Source organism: Paenibacillus sp. AK002 (assembly GCF_053903045.1).
The window spans coordinates 4,011,487-4,037,417 of record NZ_CP096377.1 but is presented as its reverse complement, the minus strand read 5'-3'; the positions used below and the strand labels follow the sequence as shown (position 1 = coordinate 4,037,417).

Here is a 25,931-nt window from a genome sequence, read left to right as displayed (position 1 = left end):
GGGAGTTATTGCGTAATGGGAGATCAACGAAAATCGCTTGGCGAGGCTTACGGCGAAACAGCATACCCATTGATTGGCCATAGCCGCAGGAATGTTGAAATGCTGCTCGAGGCATTTCGCAGCGCGGATGGGTCGCAGATGGGAGATACATACGGCAAGGGCGCCATCATCGAAGAGTTTCAGACGCGAATGGCAGAGGTTCTGGGTAAGGAATCGGCGGTATTCTTTCCCAGCGGAACGATGGCGCAGCAGATTGCTTTGCGGATCTGGTGCGATGAAGCGGATCTGAAGCGAGTGGCGTATCACCCGCTTTGCCATTTGGAGATTCACGAGGAGGACGGGCTTAAAGAGCTGCATCATATCGAGCCGATTCTGCTTGGCGATCAGGAGCGTTTGATTACGCTTGAGGACGTGCAGCGTTTGGATCGTGACATTGCATGTCTGCTTCTGGAATTGCCGCAGCGTGAAATCGGAGGGCAGCTGCCTGATTACGCGGAGCTGGAGGCCATTTCGGCCTATTGCCGTTCTCAAGGCATCAAGCTGCATCTGGACGGGGCAAGATTGTTCGAGATTACACCGTATTATCAGAAAACGGCTGCAGAAATCTGTGCTCTTTTTGACAGCGTGTATGTATCTTTCTATAAAGGCATCGGCGGGATTGCCGGCGCCATTCTGGCTGGCGGGACCGATTTCACGGCAAAGTCCAAAGTGTGGAAGAGAAGGCATGGCGGCGATCTGGTCAGTCTTTACCCGTATATTATCAGCTCGGATTATTATTATGCGGAAAGAATAGGCAGCATGGGCCGGTATTACGAAGAAGCCAAAGCGCTCGCAGCGATGTTCGGCCAGTGCCGAGGCGTGAAGACGAAGCCTGCCGTGCCCGTATCGAATATGTTCCATGTGTACTTTGAAATGGATAAGGAACAGCTGGAACCGATCCTGATTGATGTGTACCGTGCGACGGGCGTCGGATTGGTCGCTTATCTGAACGAGGCAGGGGAAGATCAGTGTTATTCGGAGGTCAACATCGGGGAGAGGTACGGCAAGACGCCAAAAGAGAGCATTCACGAAGCCTTCCGAATGTTGAACGAAAAATTGCAGGAAGCTGCAGGTATATAACAACAAAAAGGACCTGATTCAGGTCCTTTTTACGTGTCGCATTTCAGCTTATCAGCCCCATATAGACCAGTTCCGATGGATTGGCCGGATGCTGAGCGAGGCCGATGGTATCACCGGTTCTCGGAATTTGCAGTTTCGATACGAGCGTTTCCAGCGTTTTGGTATATTGGTTTCCTCCGTTCTCGGTGACATCCAGTTCAAGGATGACGACCGGATCGAAATTGATCAGCTTTCCGGTATCCCGTACGGATCGTACGTGGGCGGTCGCCGTTAACGAAAGGGCGCCGGTCGCTGCCATCTGTGCCTGTTTCGCTTGCTCCAGACTTTGATTGATGGCGCGTCGATGTTCTTTCGGCACGAAACCCTTCATCATCATACCCGTCAAACCTTTGTTCATCATTTGATCTGCTTTCTCCAGCGCATCCTGCGGACTTTTCTTTTTGCCAAACCATCCCATAATCGAGCACCTCGCTTAGAAGAATTATTTATAATTCAATGTTAGCCTCGGGGAGCTGTGGCGACAATGGTTTGGCAAGGAAACAAAACTTCGGGCAATATGATGGAATGAACCTGATCGTTTCGGAGAAACTTTTGCGGTATTCACAGGGTTCATTCAGGTTGATTCGGTTGCAAAGCAAATGAAATGTAAGTCATGACGAAAGTTTTGCGAATGAAGGTGGTCGTTTCGACCTTCTAACGCATGAATTATTTGTTTCGAAGCAGGTAGACCAGCTTTTTATAATAAACGGTGGACTCCTTGTATTTCCTTGATTCCTCCGATACGGCCGCCAATGCTTCATATAAGGATTCTAGTCGCATGGTGAGCTGAGCGGATTCGTAATACGGCAGGCATTTCAGGGCATATTCCAGAAATTCTTCATGGTGTCCATGAGCCAAGGCGAGCTGGCATTGATAAAAAAATGCGGACATCTCTTGATCCGTTGTCAGCTCCAACGATTTGAGCTCTTGTATGTACTGGGTTAACAGCCCCCATTGCTTTTGAGCCGCAGCCGACTCGCAGCGGTAAATCAATAGGATCGGACGGAATTGCTCCCGTACCTCCGCCGATTCCCGTTCGAGAAGTTCCGCAAAGCGCCGGATTTCTTCCTCCGCTTTTCCATGCTCTCCCTGCATCGTCAGCATGATGATCCGGTTGTTCATAATGGTGGATAACATATTCCCCTGGTTTACCGCATACACCAGATTGGCTTCCGCCATCGAGAGGGTGACCAGCGCTTCCTGATACAATCCCATCGAGTAACAATAACCGCTGTAAGCGATGTACAGATCGGTCAAGCGGTGAAATAGCCGTTCTTCATAAACGCGTCGCATCGTTCCTTCAAACACCTGCTTGGCCTGGTCGTATAACTTCAAAAAAATGCTGGCCTCCATCTTGAAGTTTTGCGTTGTCAGCCATAAATCGGTCCCTTCCCGCACATATTCGCTTAACCGGTTCGCGTGGCTTAAAGCCTCATGATAACGGTTCTTGGACCGGTAGAATTGGATTTTGTAGAAAAGCATCGCTTTCTTCGCAGGGAGCGGGAGCTCGGCATCATCGGGACGCCCATACTTCTCGAGGTAAAAATTCAGGTAGTTCTGGTGCAGGTAATCATGGGATACCGCATCATTGACTTGTTGGTAATAGACGGCTTTCATCAAAGCTACGGTGAGCTCCACCGTTAAACAGTCATGACGATCCGGAAGATCGTGGATACGCTCTTCTGATAGAAGCGAAGCCGCTTGGGAAAGCTCTTCAAAAATGCGATCTGCGGTCTCCAGCGTATCTTGATCGGTGTTTCCGGCCTCTACCAAGTAGGAAGGAGACACTTGAAGGCGCTGCGCCAGATGCCCGGCAAGATCTTCGGGCAATGGATATCGTTCGGCAAGAATGTTCGCAAAGTGGGCGGTGGTCACATATCCTTCAACCAGCTCTTTGCGGGATATTCCTTTTTTCTTGCACAAGTAGTCAATGCGTTCTTTTAACACGGTACAGGCTCCTTAATCACGAAATTGTTGGGAAGAGTATACCATGCTCGGAGTCCGCCGGCCGGAATGAACGTTTAAATGAGGAGAAAGGTCCTAGTATTAAGATTCTGAAATAAAACGTGCTTTGGCCCCAGCCTGGGGATTAACAGAATTTATGGCCTGTAACGTTCAATCGGTGCTTGACCGGAAGAGTGTATGCGGGTGCGTAAAAGCGGGTTAAAGTCGAATGGTTGTAAGTGACACTATTTGAGTATTGGTGCTGATTAAGCGCCATGAGAACCGATAGCGCAGCAATGTTCCAAACAGGTCGCACGTTCGAGACTAACCCTTTGGTCAAGCACCGACGGCTAGGCTGAGCCGCAAATCCTCCGGCTAAACCCTTGTTATTCGCAAGCCGATGTTTTATATTGACATAAGAGTAGGTCAAAAATAAAAGAGGTGAACGGACGAGATGACTCCACGCACGAAGGAACAAAACGAAGAGATCCGGCTGCGGCGTCTGGCGCAAATCCGTAAAGCCGCTGCCGATGTGTTTTTGAATAAAGGGCCTTTACTGGAAATCCGCGATGTGGCTGCGCAGGCGGAACTCGGCTATGGAACGGTATACCATTATTACAGCAATAAGGGTGATTTGCTCCACGATCTGTTGTGGGACGCATTGGAGCGGGCCGGGGAATGGCTGGAGGTCCCGCTGAACGCCCCTTCGCAGGTCTCGCCGAATGCCCAACGGGAGGCCCCTCCGAAGGTCTCGCGCGCCTCGGTTTCTGGGGAGGCGCCGGCGGGCGGGCCTTTCGGCTTGGCTGCGGCGGCGGACATCGGGAATTCGGCTGCCGCGGATTCCCGCAGAGCAAGCCTCGAAACGGCCGCTGGCGCAGAGCTTGGCCCCGTCGCCGCCGCCGGCGTCCGGCTGCTGCAGCTTTGGGCGGAGGACCACGCCCTATTCCTGCTGCATAAGCTGGCCGGTGAGGGCTTTGCCGCGCTGCCTGAAGCGCGCTCGGCCCCGCTCTCGGCCGCCTTTCGCCGGGAGGTGCTCGCGCCGCTTGCCGCGCTGCTGGAAAGCGGGCGTGCGGCGGACGAGGCTGCCGCTGCCGGCGGAAACGCGGCGGAGCTGCCCTATCGGCTGCAGCATGCGGAAATGCTGCTGGCTGCCTTGGTCGGCTGCGCCTCGCTTTCGCTTCGCCGCGGAAAGCTGCACGAGGAGGCCAGGGATATCGTGCGGTTCTTAAAACTATAGAGCTGATAAGGAGCGAATGAACATAGATGATTATTTTAAAATCACCCAGGGAAATCGAAGAGATGAAGCCGGCGAGCCAAATCGTTGCGGACTGCTACCGCGAGGTGGCCAAACTGATCGAACCTGGGATTACCACGCGGGAAATCAATGACTTTGTTGCCAGACACATCACCAAGCTGGGCGGCAAGCAGTTTACGAAAGGGTACAACGGTTTCCCCGCCGAAACCTGCACTTCGGTCAACGATGTGGTGGCCCACGGCATTCCTTCGAACCGGGCGCTGATGGATGGCGACCTGCTGAAGCTCGACATCGTCGTGGAATACGGCGGATGGTTCGGCGATTCATGCTGGTGCTATCCGGTGGGCAATATCCGGCCGGAGGCGCAAAAGATCATGAAGGTGGCGAAGGAATGCCTGGATCTGGGGATCGCCCGGGCACTCCCCGGGGGCCGGCTCGGCGATATAACGTCGGCGATTCAACAGCATGCGGAAGCGAACGGGTTCTCGGTCGTACGCGATCTGCTGGCGCACGGGATCGGACGGAGTCTGCACGAGGAGCCGAACTACGAGCATGTCGGCGTAGCCGGCAAAGGCATTCGGTTAAAGGAAGGCATGGTGTTTACGATTGAACCGATGATCAACGAAGGTACGTTCCGCATCACGATCGACGACGATCAGTGGACGGCGAGAACGGCCGACGGCAAGCTGTCGGCGCAATATGAGCATACGATCGCTATCACGCCGGACGGACCGCTGATTTTAACGGCCCAGTAAGTTTTTTTTACATCTGTTTGTCTACTTGGTTGCTGGGTGGGTGAGGGATCGGGAGAACTCGTCATATCGTTATTCGAACCTGACACAAGGGAAATCGAATTTGTTACAATAGAGGGAAGCGAATGAACTTTGTATCATCCAATCGGGCGAGGTGAAAATGATGACGACTCACGTTAGGAGCACGACCGTTCAAGTGGTTAAATCAGGCTCCGGGCAAAGCTGCACGGAAATATCGGGCAGAGAAATTGTTCGGAGCCTACTTCCAAACATGAATTAGCCGCTCTAATATTTCATGTGCTGGCTTTGCTCACTATTTACACGATTCCATGTAGATAGGGGCAAGGAGTATGAAATACGAAAAAGCACAACATATTTTGCCGGAACACGTAATCAAAACCATTCAGCAGTATATTGATGGAAGTTATATTTATATCCCCAGAAAGTCTGAGAACCGCAAGGCCTGGGGAGAACAAACCGGAGCCAAGCGAGATCTGGACGAGCGGAATCGGAACATTTACAAGTGTCATATGAAGGGTGATTCCATTCGTACCTTGTCTGAACGTTATTATTTAACGGAGCAATCGATACGAAGAATTATTCGGGCTGAACGAAGAATACGTTAGAATGCAGCGATATTTGAAGGATCGGTGGCGATCTTCAGGTATCGCTTTTTTATGGGTGTTTGATCCTGTTTAAGGCAGAAACAAACATAAACTTGAGAACTACGCATGAAGGAAGTAAGTTTAGAAGAGATATTCTAGACGAAGGAAGTGCTATAACGGTGATGACGCAAAACATTTATGATGATGAAGGATTCTTTCAGGGTTACAGCCAATTAAGTCGTTCCGTTCATGGCTTGGACGGCGCTCCGGAGTGGGAAACGCTGCGGTCGATGCTGCCGGATCTGACCGGTGCCAGCGTTCTTGATTTAGGCTGCGGGTTCGGCTGGTTCAGCCGATGGGCGAGGGAGCAAGGCGGCGCCGAGAAAGTGATCGGGGTTGACGTGTCCGAGAATATGCTGGCACGGGGAAAGGCCGAAACGCAGGATCCTAACATTAGCTATATCAAAGCGGATCTGGAGACGTTGGAGCTAGATTCTGAAAAGTATGATCTGGTGTATAGCTCGCTCGCTTTTCATTATATTGAAAACTTGCAGCGCCTCTTAAAGGAAGTGCACCGTTCACTTAAGCCCGGCGGAAGCCTGGTATGCTCCGTCGAGCATCCGATATACACGGCTTCAAGCCGTCCCGAATGGATTCAGCATCCTAGCGGTCATCAAACTTGGCCGGTTGATCATTACCAGCAAGAAGGACCGCGTACAACGAATTGGCTTGCCGAAGGCGTAATTAAGCAGCACCGGACGATGGGCACCTATCTCAATATGTTGATCGGGCTTGGCTTTACCATAACTCATGTTGAGGACTGGGGTCCTTCTGAGGCACAATTGGCGGCACATCCCGAATGGGAGGAAGAAGGTCACCGTCCGATGTTTATGCTGATGTCGGCTAGAAAGTAGCAGAGACCGAGTTTTTTGCTTAGCAACAGGGTTATTTGAGGTAAAAATCGGGCAGCGGCCGGGACATTCGTCTTGGCCGTTTTGATTTCATGCATCAATTGCTTCGGAATGATTTACCAAGTTAAGGAAAAGCATTAAAATAGAGGTTAACGGTAGTCACCATACCAATACATAACAGCGAGGTAACCTTATGGACATTACATTGAAAGTTTTGGATAACGCAGACCTTAAACGTATTTGGAAAGAAACATTTGAACAGCAAAAGATACAACGCTCGGATGAGTATTATGATCGTTGTGAATTTGAAAACCAAATCGGCATACGCATCACGTTGTTGGCTTTTGTACAGGGTGAGCTGGCCGGCGTATCGCATTTGAAATATGAGTCGGCTTATCCGCTTTTTCGTGATCAGAACATTCCGGAAATCAATGATCTGAACGTGTTTCCCGAGTATCGGAGAAACGGGATCGCCAATCGCATCCTAGAAGAATTCGAGATCATCGTGAGCAAGAAACTGCCGCGTATCGGCATCGGGGTGGGATTATACAGGGACTACGGTGCGGCTCAAAGAATCTATGTACGGCGCGGTTATATTCCGGACGGCAACGGGATCATGTACAACAACGAACCTGTGGTGCCGGGCGACATGGTATGCGCGGACGATGATCTGAATTTATATTTGATTAAAGAGCTGATTTCATAAAGGGGCCTGCCGTATAGCGGCTACAGTTGAATGCGTGCCAGGGGAGTGGATATGAACTTCATCATTCGATTAAATATAGCGGGTGCTTTGTATGCGCTGTTCCCTTTTGCCGGGATTGAACTCATGGTCAACGTGTACCGGATTGGCAGATTGACAGGGTGGGACCTGGATCACGTGAATGCGCTGACCTTAGTCTGTTGCGCTGCTGGATTCATTCTGTCGGGTTGGGGGGTTCCGAGGCTGGTCCGATATTGGTTGAACGGTCGCAAAGCAAGTTTTTTTGCACTAATTTTATGGATTCCCTATTTCATGATGCTGATTTACATTACGGCTGCATGGTTCCCGATCACGAATCCGGCCGACAAACCCAGCCCTGTAACAGGACTCATTGCTTTAGCGGGATTGGCGCTTTACCCATTCTACTTAGCGGTTCTCCATCTGTTTGGCATTGCGTCATTTTCTGGAGATCCGGGAGAAGATCCGGTCACATGAGCTTGGTAAGAAGCATCAGCTGGATAATGACGAGAGGATCATGGAGCGACTTGATCTCATGATCCGGGAATACGGGAAATGAAGGATAAGCAGTTGATTCGATATGAAGAGGGCTAGAACAGGAGATAAGGAGATAGAACCATGAGTACAGGGTTTTCCCATTGCTTGCAAATCTTTCCGGCATCTGATATCAAGAGGACAAGTCAATTTTATGAGGAAATCGGGTTCCGTGCCGTGAACTATCTTGATGCAGACGAACCGCATGTGTGCCTATACAGGGATTCCATTGAAATCGTATTAACGATGACAGATGTGGAGGTCGTGCCGAATCGAATCCGTTACGGTTACGGGTACGATGCCTATTTTGTTGCATATGGACTACAAGAGATCGAGCAGGAGCTCATGGAATTGAACGTGAAGATTGTCAGACCGTTAACCATGACGGATTATAACAATCATGAGCTTGTGTTTGAGGATGTGGACGGGCGCTGGATCGCCGTTGGCAACAAACAATAATCACTGAAGGATGTAAGTGAGGGACTGCATATGGTTGAAATTATGGTCGTCAGACATGGACAGTCGGAAGCGGATATTCTGAATCGGTGTGAAGGATGGGCGGATTATGCTTTAACAAACCTCGGTCAACAGCAAGCACGACTGCTGGCGGATTGGATTCATCATGCATATGCGTTGGATGTGATTTTTTCCAGCACGCTTCAGCGGGCCAAGCAGACCGCTATCATGATCGCCGAAACGACAAAAGTACCCGTTACCTATGATCCTGATTTGATGGAGCAAAATAATGGAGTTATCGCGGGTATGTTGAGGGAAGAGGCTTTGATAAAATACCCTCTGCCCCTGGGCGGAAGGAAACGGCATGATGCCATTAAAGGTGGGGAATCTGAAGTGCAGCTCAGAGCAAGGGCCGAGCAATTCATGTCCAAGCTGTTTACTACCCTCGATAACGAACCTGATTTGAAAAGCGTCTGCATTGTTTCTCACGGCGGGATGATCTCGATGTTATTTCGGAGCTTCTTGAATCTTCCTTATCATACCGACATTCATATCCCGACAGGAGATACGGGTCTTCATCAGTGGAAATATGACCCGGCAAGCGGGAGAAAGGTTATTGCGGCTACGAATTTGCAGGAGCATCTGAACGTCGAACAATGAGCTCGGTTGATTACAATGTCTATATTGTATATACCAAAATGGTGATGAATCGGAACCTTAGAAAGATTAATAGATTTATGAAATCTAGGAATCTATATGAATTCTGCCGTGTGACCTGTTAGTCCCGTTACAGCTTTGATGCTGTTTCGGGATTTTTTATAGGTTTTTAACAAAGTTCTACATCATCTTAAATATTCTTCACAGTTCAGAGAAACTTTTTTACCAAAATTTACGTCTAATAGTATGACCTCATTAAAATATCAAAAAGGATTAGAAGGAGTTATGGAATGAAACTGAAGAAACGATCATTGCTAACCGTATTGGCTGTTGCCCAATTGGCCGCAGCTTATCCGGCGAGCGCGGATGCCAATGCCGCAGACCAAACGCAACCGTCAGTCACCCAAGAAGTGTATGAGCAAAATTCAGCGGCAACGAAATCACTAAAATCCGGGGGTACAAACGCTGCAGGCGCTGCTCAAGAGACATCCGATACGACAGTGACAGAAGGAACTCAAGCGCCGGATGAAGCAGGAACCACTGAAACAGGTACAACCGAAACAGGAACGACCGAAGTGCCGGTGGAGGAAACCGGTGAAGTCCAAGAGCCGGCAACGACTACGGAAGGGCAGGACAACCAGAATAACACGCCATCCGCGACGGGCAAGGAACTTATTCTTTATTTTAATAGCACGAAGATGGTCCAGGACGGCGTTACCTACAATGCACCGCAGCCGATGCAAGTTAAGAAGGGAGTATCCTATGTTCCCATTCGTGCCCTTGTGGATCGTGTAGGCTTCAAGGTCACTTACGATAAGAAGACCAAAGAAACGATTATTACCAAAGGAAGCAATGAGCTCCGCTTCAAAACGGACAGCAGCAAGTATACCGTCAACGGCGTTACCAAAACTATGAAAGGCACCTCTTACCAAACCAAGAGCACCTTCATGGTTCCGCTGACAGCCATCACGCAAGCGCTGGACATTCAATATAAAGTGGACAATGTTGGCAAGCGTGTCATCATGAGTCTGGAAAGCAAGCCGGTTGCGAAGTTTACGGTAGGACCTAAAGAGATCTTTGCAGGGCAGACTACAGTTACCTATACACCTCAGGTTGAGAATGTACAAGGTGAAATCATCGACGAACGTTGGGAAGGCAAGCAAGATATATTTGATGCGCCAGGTCAATACATAGTCACTTACTCGGTTCAGGATTCGACGGGAGCTTGGAGTGAACCATACAGCCAAACGATTACGGTCGTTCAGCCGAACCTTCCGCCTGTAGCCATGTTCGAGACCGACAAGATGGAATATAAAATGGGCGAGCTGATCACCTATACGGATCAAAGCTACGACGACCAGGACAAGAACGAGGACCTGACGTACAAGTGGGAGAACAAAGAGTATGCCTTCTTCTCGCCTGGCGTGTATACCATCAAGTTGACCGTCACCGATAAGAAGGGACTTAGCTCCTCCTACGAGACGACCATCAATGTAACGAACGAGACGTTGTATGAGCAAGACGATTTCAATATGCTCTTCATTCCGGAAGGAGAGAAATTCTCGTTCCTCGGTAACGTCACTTCGCGTCCGAAGATCAATTATGATTTTTACGACGAGCCAAGCACGCTGATCCGCAGTAACAGCCCAGAAACCGTAAACAGCGAGGGCATCGTGTATCAAGAGACAGCGGTAGGCGACATGCGCTTCATGATTCACCACGTGAACAATCTGAACAAAAACGTGAAGATGTACGTGATTGCAACTAACAAGAACAGTACCCCGGTAACGCTCAGACAAGATTACTTGGGATTTGCAGGTCCATCGCCGATCGCGACGGCAGCAGGCAAAAAGTCCGTGCTGAACTATTTCCAATCCATGCAGGACAATTCGAAGCGAACTTCCGTAACGCTTGCACCTGGCGAACAGAAGCTGGTCATGACGGAGCTGAGCGAGATTCGAATGAAGCAGGGGCATGTCATTTCCCTGTACTCGGACATGTATAGCGACCTGCCGATCCAGTTCGACGTCGTAATGATTGACGAAAAATCCGATCCATTGAAGGTGCTGAGCACGCTGCCGATCCTGGATCGCGATGGCGTTCATAACCGCGGAACCTATCCGGATTCAACGCGGATCATTCGTTATTCCGAGCTGGTGGGGGCAGAATCCCAGCGACTCGTTCTTGGAGACAACCAGGATGATCCTAACCTGCAAGGCATGGATCCTATGGTTGGAGATATTACGCACAATACCGGCAACTTCGGCGTCCTGTATAAAATCACGCTGGATCGCGTAGCGCCGAATACCCTGATCTCGTTTAACCCGCGGGGCGGCAAGTACTCGGGTTATGCCATGATGAATGGAACGATCGTACCGATTTATTCCCTAGGCCAGGTATCCCCTGGAGAGCAAGCGGTTCTCTACCGTACGGGCGATTATGAGCAAAAGGTTGAAATCATGCTGACGGCCGCGCCGGGAAGCAATTTGCCGGTAAACCTGCTGTTTACCCAATTGCCGGAAGTGATTCATTAAGATAGTAAGGATATAGGCTTTGCTGCTTGAGCATCTGCTTGAGGAGTAAAGCCTTTTCTTTTGAGCGTATCCCGTCGACGAGATGCGTTGAGTTGAGTTCAAAAGTACGTAAGCTGGCGGGAGCATGGATTGTCATTCTCTATTTTTTAAGAGCGTGATGATTTATAATAGGGACACAACACAATATGAGTGTTCAACACGGCCTTTTTCTGTGATAGCGTGAAAGTCGTACGGGATTATAAATGTAATCGAGGAGTTTGCAGACTGATATAAAAACTTTGGAGTGATGGCTTGTGATTAAAGCGGTGGATGTACCCTCCTGAAATAGAACGATTTTATTTTAGGAGGGCAAAAAATGAATTTCCATACCATTGATATTGAGCGGTGGAACAGATTGCCGTATTTCGAGCATTACACAAACGTAAATCAATGCACCTACAGCATGACTGTAGACACGGATATCACGCTGTTGCTTCAAGCGCTGAAGATTCGGGGGTATAAGCTTTACCCGGCTTTTATTTACATGGTGACCCGGATTGTCAATGAACGCGTAGAATTCAAAACCTCGTATAGCCCAGAGGGGCAGCTGGGGTACTGGGATTCCATGACGCCGAGTTATACCTTTTTTCACAAGGATGATCATACCTTCTCGAGCTTATGGACTGAATTTGCGAACGATTTTGATCGATTCCATGATCTATATGAGCAGGACATGGAACGTTATCGGGATGTCAAAGGGATCTTCGTTAAGGAGAATCCACCACCCAATACGTTTCCCATATCCATGATCCCCTGGGCAAGGTTTAGCGGGTTCAACCTGAATATTGCCACTAATAAAGAATATTTGCTGCCGATCATCACGGGCGGCAAATACGCCGAGCAGGGAGGGCGCATGCTGCTTCCGGTTTCATTGCAGGTGCACCATGCGGTGTGTGATGGTTACCATGCCAGCATGTTCTTTCAAGCTTTGCAAAAAATGGCGGATTCCTGTGAGGACTGGCTAAAATAATAGGATGTTCGATGAATGATCCAACTCGAAGTATATTAACGGGAAATGGTGCATTCATGGCATCATGAAAAAGGAGAGACGGCTGCTGTGCAGTCGTCTTTTTTAATCTAATCTAATTACACCTTTAAACGCGGCTGCTCATACGCTCCGAAAAATCCTCATAGAATCTTCACAAGTTTTGGTTAATAACATACAACCTTGGTACAAGGTAATCCTATAATCGCTAACACCGAAAGGAGAATGTTGTATGCCACACGAATCATTTCAAAAATGCATCGAGGAATGCTTGCGCTGTATGGTAGCTTGTAACCATTGTTACACCGCATGTTTGGAGGAGCAGGACGTTGCGATGTTGAAGGAATGCATACGATTGGATCGACAGTGCGCGGATATTTGTAATTTTGCGGCTCAGGCCATGTCCACGAACAGCATGTATGCCAGAGAGATATGCAGGATCTGTGCCGATGTTTGTGAAGCTTGCGGTAACGAGTGCAAGAAGCATGACGCTAAGCACTGTCAGGAATGTGCGGAAGCCTGCTTCAGATGTGCAAAGGCATGCCGGGAGATGGCGGCTTAAGCAGGGGTATCGATCGAGCAGATGGACGATGCGGAGGCTCGCTATAGCTGGAATGGGCTAGTTGAGGGGTGCATGTAGACTGAGTGGGCTCCGCTCATGCTGAAAATTGCCCCAAATGGAGCTCATGAGGACAGAAGATCCGCTATTTCGCAGAAATGGGCCTATAATGGCGATCAAGCGGACAGAGGATCCGTTATTGCACCATAATCACGGATGAATCCCCGCTAAATACTGCAATAGCGGATCTCATGTCCGCATAATGCCGCGAGATAGGTAAAAACAAAGGAATAGCGGAACCAGTGTCCTCTAAAAGCCTAAATCCATGGCGTTAAACAAAACTGGATCTATGGCGGTAGTATCCTAATGAGTGAGTCGGTAATACGACGTTAATCTAGGCTGTTATATTGGTGATCGCCGAATAAGGAGATTGTGAGGACAGCGGATTCGCTATTTGCTGGAATCGGCATGATATTGGACTCATGCCGATTCCTGCCAAACTGAATAACAGCATAACAAAAAGCTTACGCCGTTACTTAACGGGTAAGCTTTTTGAATTTCAAACGAGCCTTGGATTACTTGACCATCGAATGAATACGAGTTTACTGTGCCGCTTTAGTGATAAGTTATCTGTTATAGCGAGTATGGCCTTTTTCCGCCGTCCAAAAATATCTCTCGTACCTGCAAATGAGTGCGTTCTATGAAGCTTTAACCGATGTCAGGAGCATTAACTCCGATTGCTCCTGATCGAGCTGATGGCAGCGGGAAGTTATGACAAAAGCTCCGATAGCGAACGCAACTGCGGCCCACGGCAGGTAGGCCAGGCCAATGCTGTCCACGACCAGGCTGCCCAGAAGGGAGCCGAGCGCAATTCCCATGTTGGATGCAACCGGCATGAGCGTGGATGCGAAGTCCTTGGAGCCGGGCGAAGATTCATCTGCCAGGTCAATCAGGTATAACTGAACGGCGGTACTGAGCGCAAAGGAGAAGCAGGCGACCAGCATCAAGGATGCCAATGCCATCCACGGGAGTGATAGGGTGAGAGCCAGAGCCGTCATAATCATCGCTTGGATGGTGAAAATCACTTTCAATTTTACACGGGAATTGCCTTGCGCTACCTTGGCGCCAAGCCAGTTGCTTAGAATCGTGAAAGCGCCGTAAGCCAGCAGGACGGTGCTGATCCATTGCTGAGGTATCCCCAGCACGTTCTCTAACAGCGGCGTGATGTACGTGTATACGATAAATACGGAGCCTACGCCGAAGACCGGAATGAAGAATGCAAGACGAATCCGTTGGTTTTTGAATAAGGCAAATTGCTGCTTCATGGAGCTTACGCTAATCGTATTGCTCTTGGGCATAACGACTAACATTAACGCAAGCGGGATGATCCCCACAAGTGAGGTAACGATAAAAGCGGTTTGCCATCCAGCCAATTGGCCGATCTGCGTTCCGACGGGAACGCCCAGGACATTCGCTATGGAAAAACCTCCAATGATCCAGGCAACCGCGCCAGCCCTGCGGGAAGCGCTCATATGCTCGCTGGTTGCGGCAATGGCCAGCGACAAGGTCAATCCGCACAGAATGGCGGTGATGATGCGAATGAACAGCATGACAGGATACGTGGTGGCGAAGATGGTCAAGTAATTAAACACCAACACCGCAATGTACGCTGACAGGATGGTAACATGCCGCGGAATGCGTCCGAGCAGCGTCACTGCAAAAGGCGTTCCGAGCGCGTAAGCGATAGCAAAGCAGGATACGAGGACACCTGCAGCCGCAAGCGAAATGCTGAGAGTTGCGCTAATGTCCTTCAATAATCCAACAATGACGTATTCGGTGGTACCCAGCACAAAGGCTGCAAACGTAAATGCGATAATAAAAATGGTTTCTCTCAATCTGGTCATGGTTGTCTCTTCTCCTGGTTTCTCTTTTTATATGGTTCGATCTTACGTTATGAAAGGCTTTTCAAGTCAAGCCCCTAGATCGGAATTCCAAGAGAAGCTTAGCCGGCATCATGCTATAATGAAGGAAAAAATAAAGTGGAGTGGGTGGATACCATGACGAATCAAACTTCAAAGCGATCATGGCGTGCAGACAAATTATCACAGATCGGTTCTTCGATATTTGCCGAGGTCAGCGAATGGAAACAAGAAGCTGCCCAGGCGGGAAGACATATCATCGATTTGAGTATCGGCAGTCCTGACCGTGGTCCTTCTGACGATATACGCGAGATCCTGAGCCAAGAAGCGCTAAAAGAAGATAACTATACATATCCGGGCACCAGAGGAACCATGGAATTCCGAGAGCAGTCGGCAGCGTGGATGAAGCACCGCTTCGGCGTGAACGTCGATCCCGATACGGAAATACTGGCCTTAATGGGCTCTCAGGACGGATTATCGCATCTGGCCCAAGCCATATGCAATCCGGGGGATTTGGCTATTGTGCCGAATCCGGGATATCCGATTTATGCCGGAGCCCTTGCGATCGCAGGGGTAACGCCTTGGTATTTGCCACTGAAAGAAGAGCGGGGGTTCGTGCCCGATCTGGACAGCATACCGGAGGAGATTTGGGTGAAAGCGACCTTCATCCTGCTGAATTTTCCGGGGAATCCGATTGCGGTTCAGGCCGATCTTGCTTTTTTTGAAAAGCTGGTCGGTTTGGCGAAAAAATGGGACGTGCTCATCGTCCATGACCTGGCCTATTCCGAAATGGGCTTTGACGGTTATCGTCCGATAAGCGTACTGCAGGCTCCAGGCGCCATCGACATTGCGGTGGAGTTTCATTCCTTCTCCAAAAGCTTTAATATGGCAGGCTGTCGCATCGGTTTTCTTGCCGGTCATGAGGAAGCTGTCGGCGCGCTAAGGGAATATAAAAGCAACATCGATTTCGGCGTGTTCAAGCCGGTTCAGACGGCGGCGGTCCATGCCTTGCGTCAAGCCATGGCTGCTTCCCACGAAGAACGAGGTGTTGCTTCGCTGTATGAACAGCGCCGTGATGTCCTCGCAGCTTCCCTGGCCGAAGCGGGATGGGACGTCCCTAAACCGCAGGCCACGATGTTTCTATGGGCTCGGCTGCCTGAAGCTTTTCGCGAGGAAGCATGGAGTTCGCGGCGGTTCGCCCGCGAATTGCTGTTGAATACAGGCGTAGCGGTTATTCCAGGAGATGCTTTTGGCTCTGAAGGTGAAGGCTACGTGCGAATCGCGCTGGTCCAGGAAGAGGAAGCACTGCGCGAGGCGGCGGTGCGCATAGGGAAATTTATTGGAGGTGTTTCGCCGTAAATGAAATGGCTTGGAGTCGGCTTCGCCATGTTTCTGGCGTTGGCGCTGTTCCCTCAGAGTGCAGGCGAACTCGTTCATCATCATGCATCGTACATAGAGGAAGTTGAGGGTGCTGACAACAACACTCCATTTACGGTGCAATATATAGACTTGGATAAGTACCAAAGCGTCAATGCCTATGAAAACACGTTTACCACCATGCCGGAGCAGGGCAGCAAATTAACCGTTAAGGTTCATAACAAGAACAGCACTGGCCACGTGATGCTGAAGGTCTACCGGGGAACGGAGGAATTCGGATACGCGGATGTCAAAGCCGGCACGGAGGGAACCCGGACATTCGCCATGCATCATGGGCGTGGAGTAACGGGGGATTGGAAGGTTTACATTACGTCGCGAGACGGTCAATTTATGAACCTGCAGATTCAAGCAGGACAGCATGATTGATAGACGCTAAGACTACATTTTTCCGTTCAAGTTGTTTGCTAATTCAAGCATAATTAAGGGTGAGCGCATTGCGGAATTTTATGCCTGTACAAGCACCGGCCATAGAGATTCAATCTCCTGCTTCAGATTATGCCTATACGGAATATAGGCCGTGCCAGCCATTGATGCCATATGTAGCCTGTTATTGGAGCTTGGAATACCGAGTTACGTCCATTCAAGCTCCGCTCCATCGCATCCTTCCTGACGGTTGCGTGGATATCATATTTAATTTGAAGGCACGGACCGCCTCGGCCTCCGGCTTCGTTACGGGTCTGATGTCCTGTTATGAAGCGGCGATACTCACGCAGGAGCAGTCTCTGTTCGGTATTCGCTTTTTTGCGGAAACCGTTCGCCCGTTCATCCAATTTCCCGCTTCCGAATTTAGGGAGGGGCCCGTTCTCCTGGAAGAAGCGTGGGGGGCACAGGTGAATCAATTGAACGAGGAAATGGTTACAGCTCTTGACTCCGCCCGACGCATCGAGCTGATTGAGACGTTTTTATTCAACGTGTTAAGTCGGAGCAACGTTTGTTCCGAGCCGCTGGTGGAGCAAGGCATGCAGCATGTATACGCCTCCAAGGGGAGAATAACGGTTCATGCCTTGGCCGAAAAACTGAATTACAGCGAGAGAAACATAAGAAGAACGTTTCAGAAGGAATTGGGCATGAAGCCGAAGGAAATGTCGGACATCATTCGATTTCAGAATTTGCTGCAGGAGATGCGCCGTTCCAAACCTCACCGGTTTCCAGATATCGCTGCCCAATACGGATTTTATGATCAGCCTCATTTTATCAACAGCTTCAAGCGATTATACGGCATGTCGCCGAAACAGGCGTTTCAACCATAAATTTGGTATGCATGGCGGCGGCAAGGTTTGTCCGTTTTTTACAATCTTTCTTTCGGGTGTTGAACGACAATGGGGTAGAGGTAACGACGATGATCTACAGGAGGTAACGTAAAATGAGAGCAAGCATATCCGTACTTACAATCGGCGTTGATGACCTGGAACGATCCCTGAAGTTTTACCGTGACGGGCTCGGGCTTCCGACCGAAGGAATCATTGGCACTGAATTCGAGCATGGGGCTGTAGCATTTTTTGACCTGCAAGCAGGCGTGAAACTGGCGATATGGAATCGCAAGGATCTGTCGGTTGAAGCGAATGTTCCCTTATCGTCCCCAAGCTCTTCGGAATTCACGATCGGCCACAACGTCGGCAGCAAAGAAGAAGTGGATGAGGTGATGGAGCAAGCCAGTAGAGCGGGCGCGACCGTAACCGTACCGGCACAAGACACCTTCTGGGGAGGCTATTCCGGTCATTTTCTCGATCCGGACGGGCATTTGTGGGAGATTTGCTGGAATCCTGCATGGGAGGTTGATCTTTCGTAACGGATGTGATAAATTAATCAACGATTGTTGTGCAACTGAATATTTTATTTGAATGTATAACCTCATTAATATGGTCTGAGGGTCTCTACCAGGAACCGTAAAATCCTGATTACAGAAAATGATTGTCATTTTTTGTAATCGGGATTTATTTTTTTTGGTTGACTATAGGCAATTTAACTTCGTAGAAAGGGGATTTCATTCCAGATGAATCTGAAAGTATTAATTCTAGCGATTTCGACGATATCCGTCGGGCTGGTTGAACTTATTGTTGGCGGGATACTGCCGCTCATTGCGGACGACTTGCATATTTCACTCGGTACAGCGGGTCAGCTGATTACCGTGTTCGCCCTGGTCTATGCGATAGCGGGACCGGTGCTTCTTGCGCTGACGGCAAGAGTGGAGCGCAAACGGCTCTACATGATTTCCTTGTTTATTTTCTTTATTGGTAACTTGCTGGCTTATGTAAGCCCGAACTTTACGCTGCTCATGGCAGCCAGAATCTTAACCGCGATGAGTACGGCGCTGATTATCGTGTTATCTTTGACGATTACCGCCAAGGTGGTTGAGCCTGCACATCGCGCTAAAGCCTTGGGCGTTATCTATATGGGGATTAGTTCGTCATTGGTGCTAGGCGTGCCGCTCGGCATCCTGATCAGCGAGGCTTTCGGATGGCGGGTTTTGTTCCTGGGTATCGGCTTCCTGTCGATCGGTTCCATGATTCTGATCTACATGTTCCTGGACCGAATCAAGCCTGAAAATGTTACGCCGTTATCCGTTCAGATCAAGGCGCTGGGCAAGATGAAAATCGCCGGTGCGCATCTGGCCACCTTGTTCATGCTTGCAGGGCACTACACCATATATGCGTACTTTACGCCGTTTCTTGAATCGGAGCTTGGTCTGAGTCCTTATTGGATCAGCATCTGTTACTTCCTGTTCGGACTATCCGCCGTCGGTGGCGGGGCGTTCGGCGGCGCGCTTGCGGATCGGCTCGGATCGCATAAGAGCATCGTGATCATCATTACGTCATTCATGCTGGTATTGTTCGTGCTTCCGTTATCCACATTTTCGATTGGCGTGTTTTTAGTCGTGATGATGGTATGGGGAGCATTAAGCTGGAGCCTGGCTCCTCCACTGCAGAATTATCTGATTCAAGTGGATCCGGGTTCTTCCGATATCCAGCAAAGTTTTAACAATTCCGCTCTGCAAATCGGCATCGCATTGGGCTCTGCCATTGGCGGCCTCGTGTTAGAGCAGGGAGGCACCGTAGCCAGCACGGCCTGGGTCGGCGGGGGGATCGTCATCGTGTCCCTGGTTTGTGCCGTTTATTCCTTGACGAGACCTGCGCTAACGTTGAAGACTAGCAAATAAATAGCCGTACGTTTTTCGCGAATTATAGAAAAGACAGCCGCATCCATGCAGCTGTCTTTTCTTTTTCAATCATTTTGTACATCGTGCGAACTGCTTCCTGTGCGCACGATGCGTGGTTCGAGGCATGCTTGTATGGTGGGAGGGGTTTACATCTTGGCGACGGAAGAACGATAGATGATCTTGCCCTTCACGACAATTCTGCCGAATTTGGTATCAGGGGTGCTGATTTTGCTTAAGATGGACTGGATCGACGTTTGAGCCAGCTGCTTCATATTGACCTCAACCGTCGTCAGGTGCGGGACGGTCAGTGTAGCGTAGATATCGTTATCAAAACCAACGACGGAGCAGTCATCGGGAATTCGGTAACCCATGCCTTGCAACTTCTGCACAACCAAATAGGCGACCTGATCACAATTACATACGAAAGCTGTTGGCAATTCATCCGGAATCTCGATGTCGATATAATTGCCGTGCTCATTCCGGTCGTTGATCACCCAGTCCTGCCGAAGTGCGATATGATGCTCCAGCAGCGATTTATAGTAACCCAGGAACCGATCCTGAATGCTGCTTGTGGCATGCAAGCTGCCCACATAGGCAATGTTGCGATGTCCTTGCCGGATCAGGTAATTGGTAAGTTCATAGGCACCGTAAAAATTATCGGAAACCACCGCGTCGATATCCGAATGGTCATCGTAGAAGTCCAGAAACAAAATCGGCGGTTCGATGGCGTGCATGATCTCGATGTAAGGCTTGCTGATCTGTCCCAGCAAAATGAATCCGTCCACTTTGCGATCATAATAGATGCGCGGCAGCTGCAAGGCCTGTTCATCCGAGCTGCTTAAAATATGAAGTATGCCGTAATACCCGTAGTCTTCCAATCCCTTGGAGGTTTCTTGATAGACGCGCAGATAGAACGATTGGTCGGGTCCGGTAAAACGTTCGGGAATGATGACGCCGATGTTGTAAGTCAGCCCTTCGCGCATGGACCTGGCAACGGTGTTCACCCGATAGCCCATTTCGCTGGCGACGGCTTTGATTCTTGACTTTAACTCGTCGCTTACGCCTTCCTTGTCGTTCAGGGCTTTCGAGACGGTCACCGTGCTGACGCCAACTTGCTCCGCGATGTCCTTCATCGTTATGTTTTTGTTCATCGCGCTTGTCTCCTTTTATCTACAGTCGAAGTAGAGCATCTGTCCGAGTATGTATGCAATCATTCCATGATTCAAGTACAGTATACCTGCTCGTCTGAGACAAATAAAGGCAAAGGCGCATTTCTGATTGTTATTCTGTTAGAGCTTGCTGCTTATCTGTTCGATTCGATTTAAGATTTCCAAGCAAAATCGACTGTTATGATACGGACATTTCCATGGTCCGGCCATCTCATGCTGATCCGGTTCTCCGTTCCCATTAACGGACCAAAACCATTCGCTGCCGGGGCGGGAATCGATAATATATTTTTCCGTATAATTCCACATTCTGAAGACCTGTTCTAGAAATTGAATATCTCCCGTACGCTGATAGGCATTGAAAAAACCGACCATAGCCTCAGCCTGGACCCACCAAATTCTGGAGGTGTCCAGATGTGAGCCTTCTTGCTCATTCATAAGCGAACCATCCTGCTGCACGGCCCGTTCAGAAACGGCATAAGCCAAGTCCAGAACCATGCGCTTATAATCCGGATTCGTGCTTCCGATAACATCAAGCGCCTCGTCAATCAACCAGCTCGCCTCGATATCATGGCCAAATGAAGTGACATCCACGAGCGGGTTCCAATCCTTGTCAAAAAACACCCCTAAACGTCTCCGATCAGCATCGAAAATATGATGGTACAGAATGGACAGCAGGTTATGAAGCGATTCTCGGACCACCGCCTCGGGCCAAGCCCGATAAAGCGTGGAGTAAGCTTCCAGGACGTGAATATGCGTATTCATCGTGATATGCGCGACCACGCCGTTGCCGCTAAGCATTTCGTTGGGCTGCTCGTTCCACTCCCGGTCGAACTCTTCCTTGTAGGCCTGCCGTTTCGCATCATACCCCTTACTCTCGATCAGACGGTACAGCTCTTTGGCCAGATCCAATGCCTCTTGGTTCCCGGAAGCGCGGTGGTATTCGCTTAATGCATATACCCCGAACGCTTGATTGTAGATATGTTTCCTGGTATCTGTCGGGACTCCCTTGTAATCCACCATCCAATACAGTCCGCCATATTGGCGGTCAATGAGGTGGCGCGCGAGAAATTGAAAGGCATGCCTGGCATTCTCTACGTAGATTTCGTGCCCCGTCGTCCGATAGGCTGCGCTAAAGCTCCATAAAATTCTTGAACAGGCAATCCCGCCTTTGGCTGCTTGTTCATCGATCTTTAAATCGGCGTTCACTTGGCCGTAAAAACCGCCGTTGGTTTCGTCCTTCAATCCTCCCCAAAAAGGCAGGATATGCTCAAGCCATTCTTTTCGGATTTCAGAACCCAGGGTATGTAAAGTCAATGTCATATAAAGCCTCCGTTTTAAGTTATCGTTAACCTTAGGAAATATTTTAAGAAAGAGTATTGTTCGATGTCAACGAAATCTTTTGTACGCAACATTATAATAAACATGTATACACCATTGACAGGTGAAGGTGAGGCATATAAAATTCGAATTATTACTTTAACGATTACCTAAATATTATCAGAATATAAGAACAATCTAAACACTTCGGTTATGATCCATCACCAAGTACCGAGGCTAGAAATCAAATACTATGAATCCAGAAGGAGGAAGATGATGTTGATATGGATGCAGGGATGGAAGTCTATTCTAGTCGCGATCCTGGCGTTTGTGTCATTAGGCGGTGAACTTCCTAGTTCAGAAGCAGCCACAGGATTTTATGTAAACGGTACCAAGCTGTATGATTCAACGGGCAAAGCCTTTGTGATGAGGGGTGTAAATCATCCCCACACCTGGTACAAGAATGATCTGAACGCCGCTATTCCGGCTATCGCGCAAACGGGAGCCAATACCGTACGAGTCGTCTTGTCGAACGGGTCGCAATGGATCAAGGATGACCTGAACGCCGTCAACAGTATCATCTCGCTGGTGTCGCAGCATCAAATGATAGCCGTTCTGGAGGTTCATGACGCGACAGGCAAAGATGATGATGCTTCCCTTGAAGCGGCTGTCGACTATTGGATCGGCATCAAAGAGGCCTTGATCGGAAAAGAAGACCGCGTCATCGTCAATATTGCCAATGAATGGTATGGAAATTGGAACAGCAGCGGATGGGCCGAGGGTTATAAGCAGGCCATTCCCAAATTAAGAAATGCGGGCATTAAGAATACGTTGATCGTTGATGCAGCGGGATGGGGTCAATACCCGCAATCCATCGTGGATGAGGGGGCAGCGGTATTTGCTTCCGATCAACTGAAGAATACGGTATTCTCCATCCATATGTATGAGTATGCCGGTAAGGATGCCGCTACGGTGAAAACGAATATGGACGATGTTTTAAACAAAGGATTGCCTTTAATCATTGGGGAGTTCGGCGGCTATCATCAAGGTGCCGATGTCGATGAGATTGCTATTATGAAGTACGGGCAGCAGAAGGAAGTGGGTTGGCTGGCTTGGTCCTGGTACGGAAACAGCCCGGAGCTGAACGATCTGGATCTGGCTGCAGGGCCAAGCGGAAACCTGACCGGCTGGGGGAACACAGTGGTTCATGGAACCGACGGAATTCAACAAACCTCCAAGAAAGCGGGCATTTATTAATGTCGGATTAGGGTGGATGAGATTGCTTGTTTACAGCAAGCACAAACATAGGGATGCATGCAGGCTGTCGAGGAACCGTCTCGACGGCTTTTTTCTATAGGATTTTCTGAATCGACATACAGCCTATTCTTGCATCCTCTTCGAGACCTATCGACAAAGAAGAGGAACAACCTTTATGCGATATCAATATGCTTGGCTTTGGAGAAACCTGCATCTAGTGCGGGGTTTTGTTTTGATGGTTTAAATATATGTTTATTTCCTACTTGACAGGTGGTATTAATTGGTTTAATCTAGCCACAAGCAAATTCATTCAGTCCTCATTAAATGATCATTCATTATCTTAGTATTGAACGATATATCAGCCGATTGGTCCACCAAAGGCTCCTGTTTACTCGATTTCGTTATTTTAACGGAAGGGGGAATAGGAGCCTTTCTGTATTTTCCGGACATCGTTACGGATTATGAGTTGGAGTCTGAGGCTATCGTTCCACGGGAAGGAGCGGCATGGAAGAAACGGATTGGGCCTTAATGGAAGAGGCGGATTGGCATTTTCGCAAAATGGTGCGGAGATTTGTCAAGGAGCGTGACAAAATCTCGATAGAAGGCGTATCGCTGCCAGGTTTGTTGATCCTGAACACCATATTACGGGATGGGGAGCAGAAGCTTGGGGAGCTTGCGGAACAGCTCGATTTTACGTCCGGGGCGGTAACGGCCTTGTGCGATAAACTTGAGGCTTGCGGGTTCGCGGTGAGAAGACGTAGCAAGAGCGATCGGAGATCGATTGTGCTGGACATCACGGATGCTGGAAGAGAAATGCTGAAGCGTAACCAATACATAGGCGGGCGTTCGATCGAACGAATATTCGGAGTATTCTCGCACGAGGAGCTGCGGGATCTGATCCATTATTGTGAACGGTTGAACGATCATCTGGAGGGCTTCTCTGATTTCGTGCTACGGCCGCCCCGTCCATCTTTCGATACGCCGGCAGCAAATGATCAAAGCAATCCAGGCTCACTGAAACGCTCGAACAAATTCATTTCTTACTAAAATTCATATCAGAAAGGAAGTTGAACGATGGGACATCCAACGATTTATCCAACGGGTACAACCGTATTTCAACCGGGGAAGGCGTGGAGTGGCTACACAATTTATCAAGCTGCGGATACCGGCGCCCTTCTGATTGACATGAACGGCAGGGAGGTTCACTTATGGAAAGGGCTCCGGGGATTTCCGAACAAGCTCTTTCCCGGAGGTTATGTGCTTGGGAGCACCTCAGAGCGCGATCCGAAATACGGGTTTCAGGATGAAACCAATCTGGTCCAGGTCGACTGGGAAGGCAATATCGTCTGGAAATTCGATCGTTATGAATACATAGAGGACCCGGGTCATCCGGCACAATGGATGGCTCGCCAGCATCATGATTACCAGCGGGAGGGCAATCCCGTCGGTTATTATGTACCCGGGCAGGATCCGAAGGTAGATTCCGGCAATACGCTTATTCTAGCTCACAAAAATGTGAAGCGTCCCGAAATTTCCGACATCGAACTGTTGGACGATACGATCATCGAAGTGGATTGGGAAGGCAATGTCATTTGGGAATGGGCCGTCAGCGATCACTTTGATGAACTCGGGTTTGATGAGGACGCGAAGCTAGCGTTATCCCGTGATCCGAATACCCGCGGCTTCGGAGCCCATGCCGGCGATTGGATGCATATTAACTCGGTATCTGTGCTGGGTCCTAACCGGTTTTATGATGCGGGGGACGAACGCTTCCATCCCGATAATATAATCTGGGATGCACGGGAAACGAACATTATTGCCATCATCGATAAAAGAACCGGGAACATTGTCTGGAAGCTTGGCCCCGACTATTCCACGGAGGAAACGAAGCATATTGGCTGGATTATCGGCCAGCATCATGCTCACCTCATACCGAAGGGACTTCCGGGCGAAGGCAATATTCTGATCTTCGACAACGGCGGCTGGGGCGGATACGGAAAGCCGAATCCGGAAGCGGCAGATGGCTTGAAAATAGTGCGGCGCGACCATTCGCGAATTCTGGAAATCAATCCCGCAACCTTAGAGATTGAATGGCAGTATACGCCGACGGAGGCCGGCTTTCAGGCTCCGCTGGACTCATACCGCTTCTACAGTCCGTATATCAGCTCAGCACAGCGTCTGCCCAACGGCAACACCTTGATTACCGAAGGAGCCGACGGCCGAATATTCGAGGTGACAAGAGAATTTGAACTGGCATGGGAATATATATCGCCTTATAAAAATATCCGCAACTCCAATATGGTCTACCGCGCATACCGGGTTCCTTATGAATGGGTGCCACAGCTTGAATTGCCCATAGAGACCGAGATTGCTCCGCTTGATGTGGCAGATTACCGTCTGCCAGGTGCCGCACCGAGAGGTGCCGTTACGACCGTGGAAGTAGAAGGCACGATCTCCTATGGGGAGGGTGCGTTATGCGTGGCCAGGACCGATGAAATAACGCAGAAAGAAAGGGATCGCGATGCGTAGACCTTATTTGAAACGATGGCATGCTTGGTTTCTGAT

At 49.4% G+C, this 25,931-nt stretch carries 25 protein-coding genes and 1 riboswitch; of the genes, 20 read left to right on the top strand and 5 right to left on the bottom strand.

Annotated features, from left to right (window positions below; all coding sequences use genetic code 11):
• The first annotated feature begins 15 nt into the window (after positions 1-15).
• Positions 16-1,119 carry a threonine aldolase family protein gene (locus M1D70_RS17735; protein ID WP_456287516.1) on the top strand — a complete coding sequence of 368 codons (1,104 nt, stop codon included), beginning with the start codon at positions 16-18 and terminating at the stop codon, positions 1,117-1,119.
• A 43-nt stretch (positions 1,120-1,162) separates the two neighbouring features.
• Here M1D70_RS17735 and M1D70_RS17730 read toward each other — a convergent pair whose 3' ends face one another.
• On the bottom strand, positions 1,163-1,576 hold the full coding sequence (locus M1D70_RS17730; protein WP_009593739.1) for a hypothetical protein: 414 nt from the start codon (positions 1,574-1,576) through the stop codon (positions 1,163-1,165).
• A gap of 248 nt (positions 1,577-1,824) precedes the next feature.
• The gene (locus tag M1D70_RS17725; protein WP_456287515.1) at positions 1,825-3,105 is read right to left on the bottom strand and encodes an XRE family transcriptional regulator; all 1,281 of its coding nucleotides are present in this window, start codon (positions 3,103-3,105) and stop codon (positions 1,825-1,827) included.
• 451 nt (positions 3,106-3,556) lie between these two features.
• Here M1D70_RS17725 and M1D70_RS17720 point away from each other — a divergent pair, with 451 nt between their 5' ends.
• From M1D70_RS17720 to M1D70_RS17670, 11 genes are all read left to right on the top strand, one after another.
• Positions 3,557-4,339, top strand: a complete 783-nt coding sequence (locus tag M1D70_RS17720) for a TetR/AcrR family transcriptional regulator (protein WP_456287514.1) — start codon at positions 3,557-3,559, stop codon at positions 4,337-4,339.
• Positions 4,340-4,365: 26 nt separating this feature from the next.
• Complete coding sequence (gene map, locus M1D70_RS17715; RefSeq protein ID WP_456287513.1) at positions 4,366-5,112, top strand: type I methionyl aminopeptidase; 747 nt, start codon at positions 4,366-4,368, stop codon at positions 5,110-5,112.
• 347 nt (positions 5,113-5,459) lie between these two features.
• A complete protein-coding gene (locus tag M1D70_RS17710; protein WP_009593754.1) occupies positions 5,460-5,735 on the top strand; it encodes a CD3324 family protein in 276 nt (91 codons plus the stop codon).
• A gap of 161 nt (positions 5,736-5,896) precedes the next feature.
• Positions 5,897-6,628 carry a class I SAM-dependent methyltransferase gene (locus M1D70_RS17705; RefSeq protein ID WP_456290457.1) on the top strand — a complete coding sequence of 244 codons (732 nt, stop codon included), beginning with the start codon at positions 5,897-5,899 and terminating at the stop codon, positions 6,626-6,628.
• A 190-nt stretch (positions 6,629-6,818) separates the two neighbouring features.
• Entirely contained in the window at positions 6,819-7,331 is a 513-nt protein-coding gene (locus M1D70_RS17700) for a GNAT family N-acetyltransferase (RefSeq protein ID WP_009593731.1), read from the top strand.
• A gap of 51 nt (positions 7,332-7,382) precedes the next feature.
• Positions 7,383-7,823, top strand: coding sequence for a hypothetical protein (locus tag M1D70_RS17695; RefSeq protein ID WP_456287512.1), 441 nt, complete (start codon positions 7,383-7,385; stop codon positions 7,821-7,823).
• Positions 7,824-7,964: 141 nt separating this feature from the next.
• Positions 7,965-8,339 (top strand): VOC family protein, encoded by a 375-nt coding sequence (locus M1D70_RS17690; RefSeq protein ID WP_009593716.1) that lies wholly within the window; start codon positions 7,965-7,967, stop codon positions 8,337-8,339.
• Between the two features lie 30 nt (positions 8,340-8,369).
• Positions 8,370-8,996, top strand: a complete 627-nt coding sequence (locus M1D70_RS17685; RefSeq protein ID WP_456287511.1) for a histidine phosphatase family protein — start codon at positions 8,370-8,372, stop codon at positions 8,994-8,996.
• 287 nt (positions 8,997-9,283) lie between these two features.
• Positions 9,284-11,527 (top strand): stalk domain-containing protein, encoded by a 2,244-nt coding sequence (locus tag M1D70_RS17680; RefSeq protein ID WP_456287510.1) that lies wholly within the window; start codon positions 9,284-9,286, stop codon positions 11,525-11,527.
• Between the two features lie 355 nt (positions 11,528-11,882).
• A complete protein-coding gene (gene catA, locus M1D70_RS17675; protein ID WP_456287509.1) occupies positions 11,883-12,536 on the top strand; it encodes a type A chloramphenicol O-acetyltransferase in 654 nt (217 codons plus the stop codon).
• A 247-nt stretch (positions 12,537-12,783) separates the two neighbouring features.
• Entirely contained in the window at positions 12,784-13,113 is a 330-nt protein-coding gene (locus M1D70_RS17670) for a four-helix bundle copper-binding protein (protein ID WP_456287508.1), read from the top strand.
• Between the two features lie 695 nt (positions 13,114-13,808).
• On the opposite strand, the gene M1D70_RS17665 is transcribed toward M1D70_RS17670, so the two are convergent.
• Entirely contained in the window at positions 13,809-15,014 is a 1,206-nt protein-coding gene (locus M1D70_RS17665) for an MFS transporter (protein WP_456287507.1), read from the bottom strand.
• A gap of 153 nt (positions 15,015-15,167) precedes the next feature.
• On the opposite strand from M1D70_RS17665, the gene M1D70_RS17660 reads away from it, so the two are divergent.
• The 5 genes from M1D70_RS17660 (at position 15,168) to M1D70_RS17640 (ending at position 19,623) form a co-directional block, all read left to right on the top strand.
• The gene (locus M1D70_RS17660; RefSeq protein WP_175320791.1) at positions 15,168-16,388 is read left to right on the top strand and encodes an aminotransferase class I/II-fold pyridoxal phosphate-dependent enzyme; all 1,221 of its coding nucleotides are present in this window, start codon (positions 15,168-15,170) and stop codon (positions 16,386-16,388) included.
• Positions 16,389-16,832, top strand: coding sequence for a hypothetical protein (locus M1D70_RS17655; RefSeq protein ID WP_456287506.1), 444 nt, complete (start codon positions 16,389-16,391; stop codon positions 16,830-16,832).
• Between the two features lie 80 nt (positions 16,833-16,912).
• On the top strand, positions 16,913-17,716 hold the full coding sequence (locus tag M1D70_RS17650; RefSeq protein ID WP_456287505.1) for a DUF6597 domain-containing transcriptional factor: 804 nt from the start codon (positions 16,913-16,915) through the stop codon (positions 17,714-17,716).
• 113 nt (positions 17,717-17,829) lie between these two features.
• Positions 17,830-18,255 (top strand): VOC family protein, encoded by a 426-nt coding sequence (locus M1D70_RS17645; protein WP_009593736.1) that lies wholly within the window; start codon positions 17,830-17,832, stop codon positions 18,253-18,255.
• Positions 18,256-18,287: 32 nt separating this feature from the next.
• Positions 18,288-18,387: riboswitch (purine riboswitch) on the top strand.
• A gap of 72 nt (positions 18,388-18,459) precedes the next feature.
• The gene (locus tag M1D70_RS17640; RefSeq protein ID WP_456287504.1) at positions 18,460-19,623 is read left to right on the top strand and encodes an MFS transporter; all 1,164 of its coding nucleotides are present in this window, start codon (positions 18,460-18,462) and stop codon (positions 19,621-19,623) included.
• Between the two features lie 146 nt (positions 19,624-19,769).
• Here M1D70_RS17640 and M1D70_RS17635 read toward each other — a convergent pair whose 3' ends face one another.
• The gene (locus M1D70_RS17635) at positions 19,770-20,774 is read right to left on the bottom strand and encodes a substrate-binding domain-containing protein (RefSeq protein WP_456287503.1); all 1,005 of its coding nucleotides are present in this window, start codon (positions 20,772-20,774) and stop codon (positions 19,770-19,772) included.
• A gap of 138 nt (positions 20,775-20,912) precedes the next feature.
• Positions 20,913-22,112, bottom strand: a complete 1,200-nt coding sequence (locus tag M1D70_RS17630; protein WP_009593760.1) for an AGE family epimerase/isomerase — start codon at positions 22,110-22,112, stop codon at positions 20,913-20,915.
• A 273-nt stretch (positions 22,113-22,385) separates the two neighbouring features.
• On the opposite strand from M1D70_RS17630, the gene M1D70_RS17625 reads away from it, so the two are divergent.
• From M1D70_RS17625 to M1D70_RS17615, 3 genes are all read left to right on the top strand, one after another.
• On the top strand, positions 22,386-23,366 hold the full coding sequence (locus M1D70_RS17625; RefSeq protein ID WP_009593769.1) for a glycoside hydrolase family 5 protein: 981 nt from the start codon (positions 22,386-22,388) through the stop codon (positions 23,364-23,366).
• Between the two features lie 504 nt (positions 23,367-23,870).
• Positions 23,871-24,413: a MarR family winged helix-turn-helix transcriptional regulator gene (locus tag M1D70_RS17620; RefSeq protein ID WP_009593715.1), complete on the top strand. Its 543-nt coding sequence runs from the start codon at positions 23,871-23,873 to the stop codon at positions 24,411-24,413.
• Positions 24,414-24,440: 27 nt separating this feature from the next.
• Positions 24,441-25,895 (top strand): aryl-sulfate sulfotransferase, encoded by a 1,455-nt coding sequence (locus tag M1D70_RS17615; RefSeq protein ID WP_456287502.1) that lies wholly within the window; start codon positions 24,441-24,443, stop codon positions 25,893-25,895.
• Positions 25,896-25,931: the final 36 nt, after the last annotated feature.

What these genes read in the sequence shown, in the direction of transcription:
- M1D70_RS17705 (WP_456290457.1), top strand. Translation starts at nt 5,897, where the DNA reads ATGACGCAAAACATTTATGATGATGAAGGATTCTTTCAGGGTTACAGC.
- M1D70_RS17735 (WP_456287516.1), top strand. Translation starts at nt 16, where the DNA reads ATGGGAGATCAACGAAAATCGCTTGGCGAGGCTTACGGCGAAACAGCA.
- map (WP_456287513.1), top strand. Translation starts at nt 4,366, where the DNA reads ATGATTATTTTAAAATCACCCAGGGAAATCGAAGAGATGAAGCCGGCG.
- M1D70_RS17660 (WP_175320791.1), top strand. Translation starts at nt 15,168, where the DNA reads ATGACGAATCAAACTTCAAAGCGATCATGGCGTGCAGACAAATTATCA.
- M1D70_RS17710 (WP_009593754.1), top strand. Translation starts at nt 5,460, where the DNA reads ATGAAATACGAAAAAGCACAACATATTTTGCCGGAACACGTAATCAAA.
- M1D70_RS17670 (WP_456287508.1), top strand. Translation starts at nt 12,784, where the DNA reads ATGCCACACGAATCATTTCAAAAATGCATCGAGGAATGCTTGCGCTGT.
- M1D70_RS17625 (WP_009593769.1), top strand. Translation starts at nt 22,386, where the DNA reads ATGTTGATATGGATGCAGGGATGGAAGTCTATTCTAGTCGCGATCCTG.
- M1D70_RS17730 (WP_009593739.1), bottom strand. Translation starts at nt 1,576, where the DNA reads ATGGGATGGTTTGGCAAAAAGAAAAGTCCGCAGGATGCGCTGGAGAAA.
- M1D70_RS17695 (WP_456287512.1), top strand. Translation starts at nt 7,383, where the DNA reads ATGAACTTCATCATTCGATTAAATATAGCGGGTGCTTTGTATGCGCTG.
- M1D70_RS17720 (WP_456287514.1), top strand. Translation starts at nt 3,557, where the DNA reads ATGACTCCACGCACGAAGGAACAAAACGAAGAGATCCGGCTGCGGCGT.
- M1D70_RS17630 (WP_009593760.1), bottom strand. Translation starts at nt 22,112, where the DNA reads ATGACATTGACTTTACATACCCTGGGTTCTGAAATCCGAAAAGAATGG.
- M1D70_RS17615 (WP_456287502.1), top strand. Translation starts at nt 24,441, where the DNA reads ATGGGACATCCAACGATTTATCCAACGGGTACAACCGTATTTCAACCG.
- M1D70_RS17635 (WP_456287503.1), bottom strand. Translation starts at nt 20,774, where the DNA reads ATGAACAAAAACATAACGATGAAGGACATCGCGGAGCAAGTTGGCGTC.
- M1D70_RS17640 (WP_456287504.1), top strand. Translation starts at nt 18,460, where the DNA reads ATGAATCTGAAAGTATTAATTCTAGCGATTTCGACGATATCCGTCGGG.
- M1D70_RS17700 (WP_009593731.1), top strand. Translation starts at nt 6,819, where the DNA reads ATGGACATTACATTGAAAGTTTTGGATAACGCAGACCTTAAACGTATT.
- catA (WP_456287509.1), top strand. Translation starts at nt 11,883, where the DNA reads ATGAATTTCCATACCATTGATATTGAGCGGTGGAACAGATTGCCGTAT.
- M1D70_RS17650 (WP_456287505.1), top strand. Translation starts at nt 16,913, where the DNA reads ATGCCTGTACAAGCACCGGCCATAGAGATTCAATCTCCTGCTTCAGAT.
- M1D70_RS17690 (WP_009593716.1), top strand. Translation starts at nt 7,965, where the DNA reads ATGAGTACAGGGTTTTCCCATTGCTTGCAAATCTTTCCGGCATCTGAT.
- M1D70_RS17665 (WP_456287507.1), bottom strand. Translation starts at nt 15,014, where the DNA reads ATGACCAGATTGAGAGAAACCATTTTTATTATCGCATTTACGTTTGCA.
- M1D70_RS17645 (WP_009593736.1), top strand. Translation starts at nt 17,830, where the DNA reads ATGAGAGCAAGCATATCCGTACTTACAATCGGCGTTGATGACCTGGAA.
- M1D70_RS17680 (WP_456287510.1), top strand. Translation starts at nt 9,284, where the DNA reads ATGAAACTGAAGAAACGATCATTGCTAACCGTATTGGCTGTTGCCCAA.
- M1D70_RS17685 (WP_456287511.1), top strand. Translation starts at nt 8,370, where the DNA reads ATGGTTGAAATTATGGTCGTCAGACATGGACAGTCGGAAGCGGATATT.
- M1D70_RS17620 (WP_009593715.1), top strand. Translation starts at nt 23,871, where the DNA reads ATGGAAGAAACGGATTGGGCCTTAATGGAAGAGGCGGATTGGCATTTT.
- M1D70_RS17655 (WP_456287506.1), top strand. Translation starts at nt 16,389, where the DNA reads ATGAAATGGCTTGGAGTCGGCTTCGCCATGTTTCTGGCGTTGGCGCTG.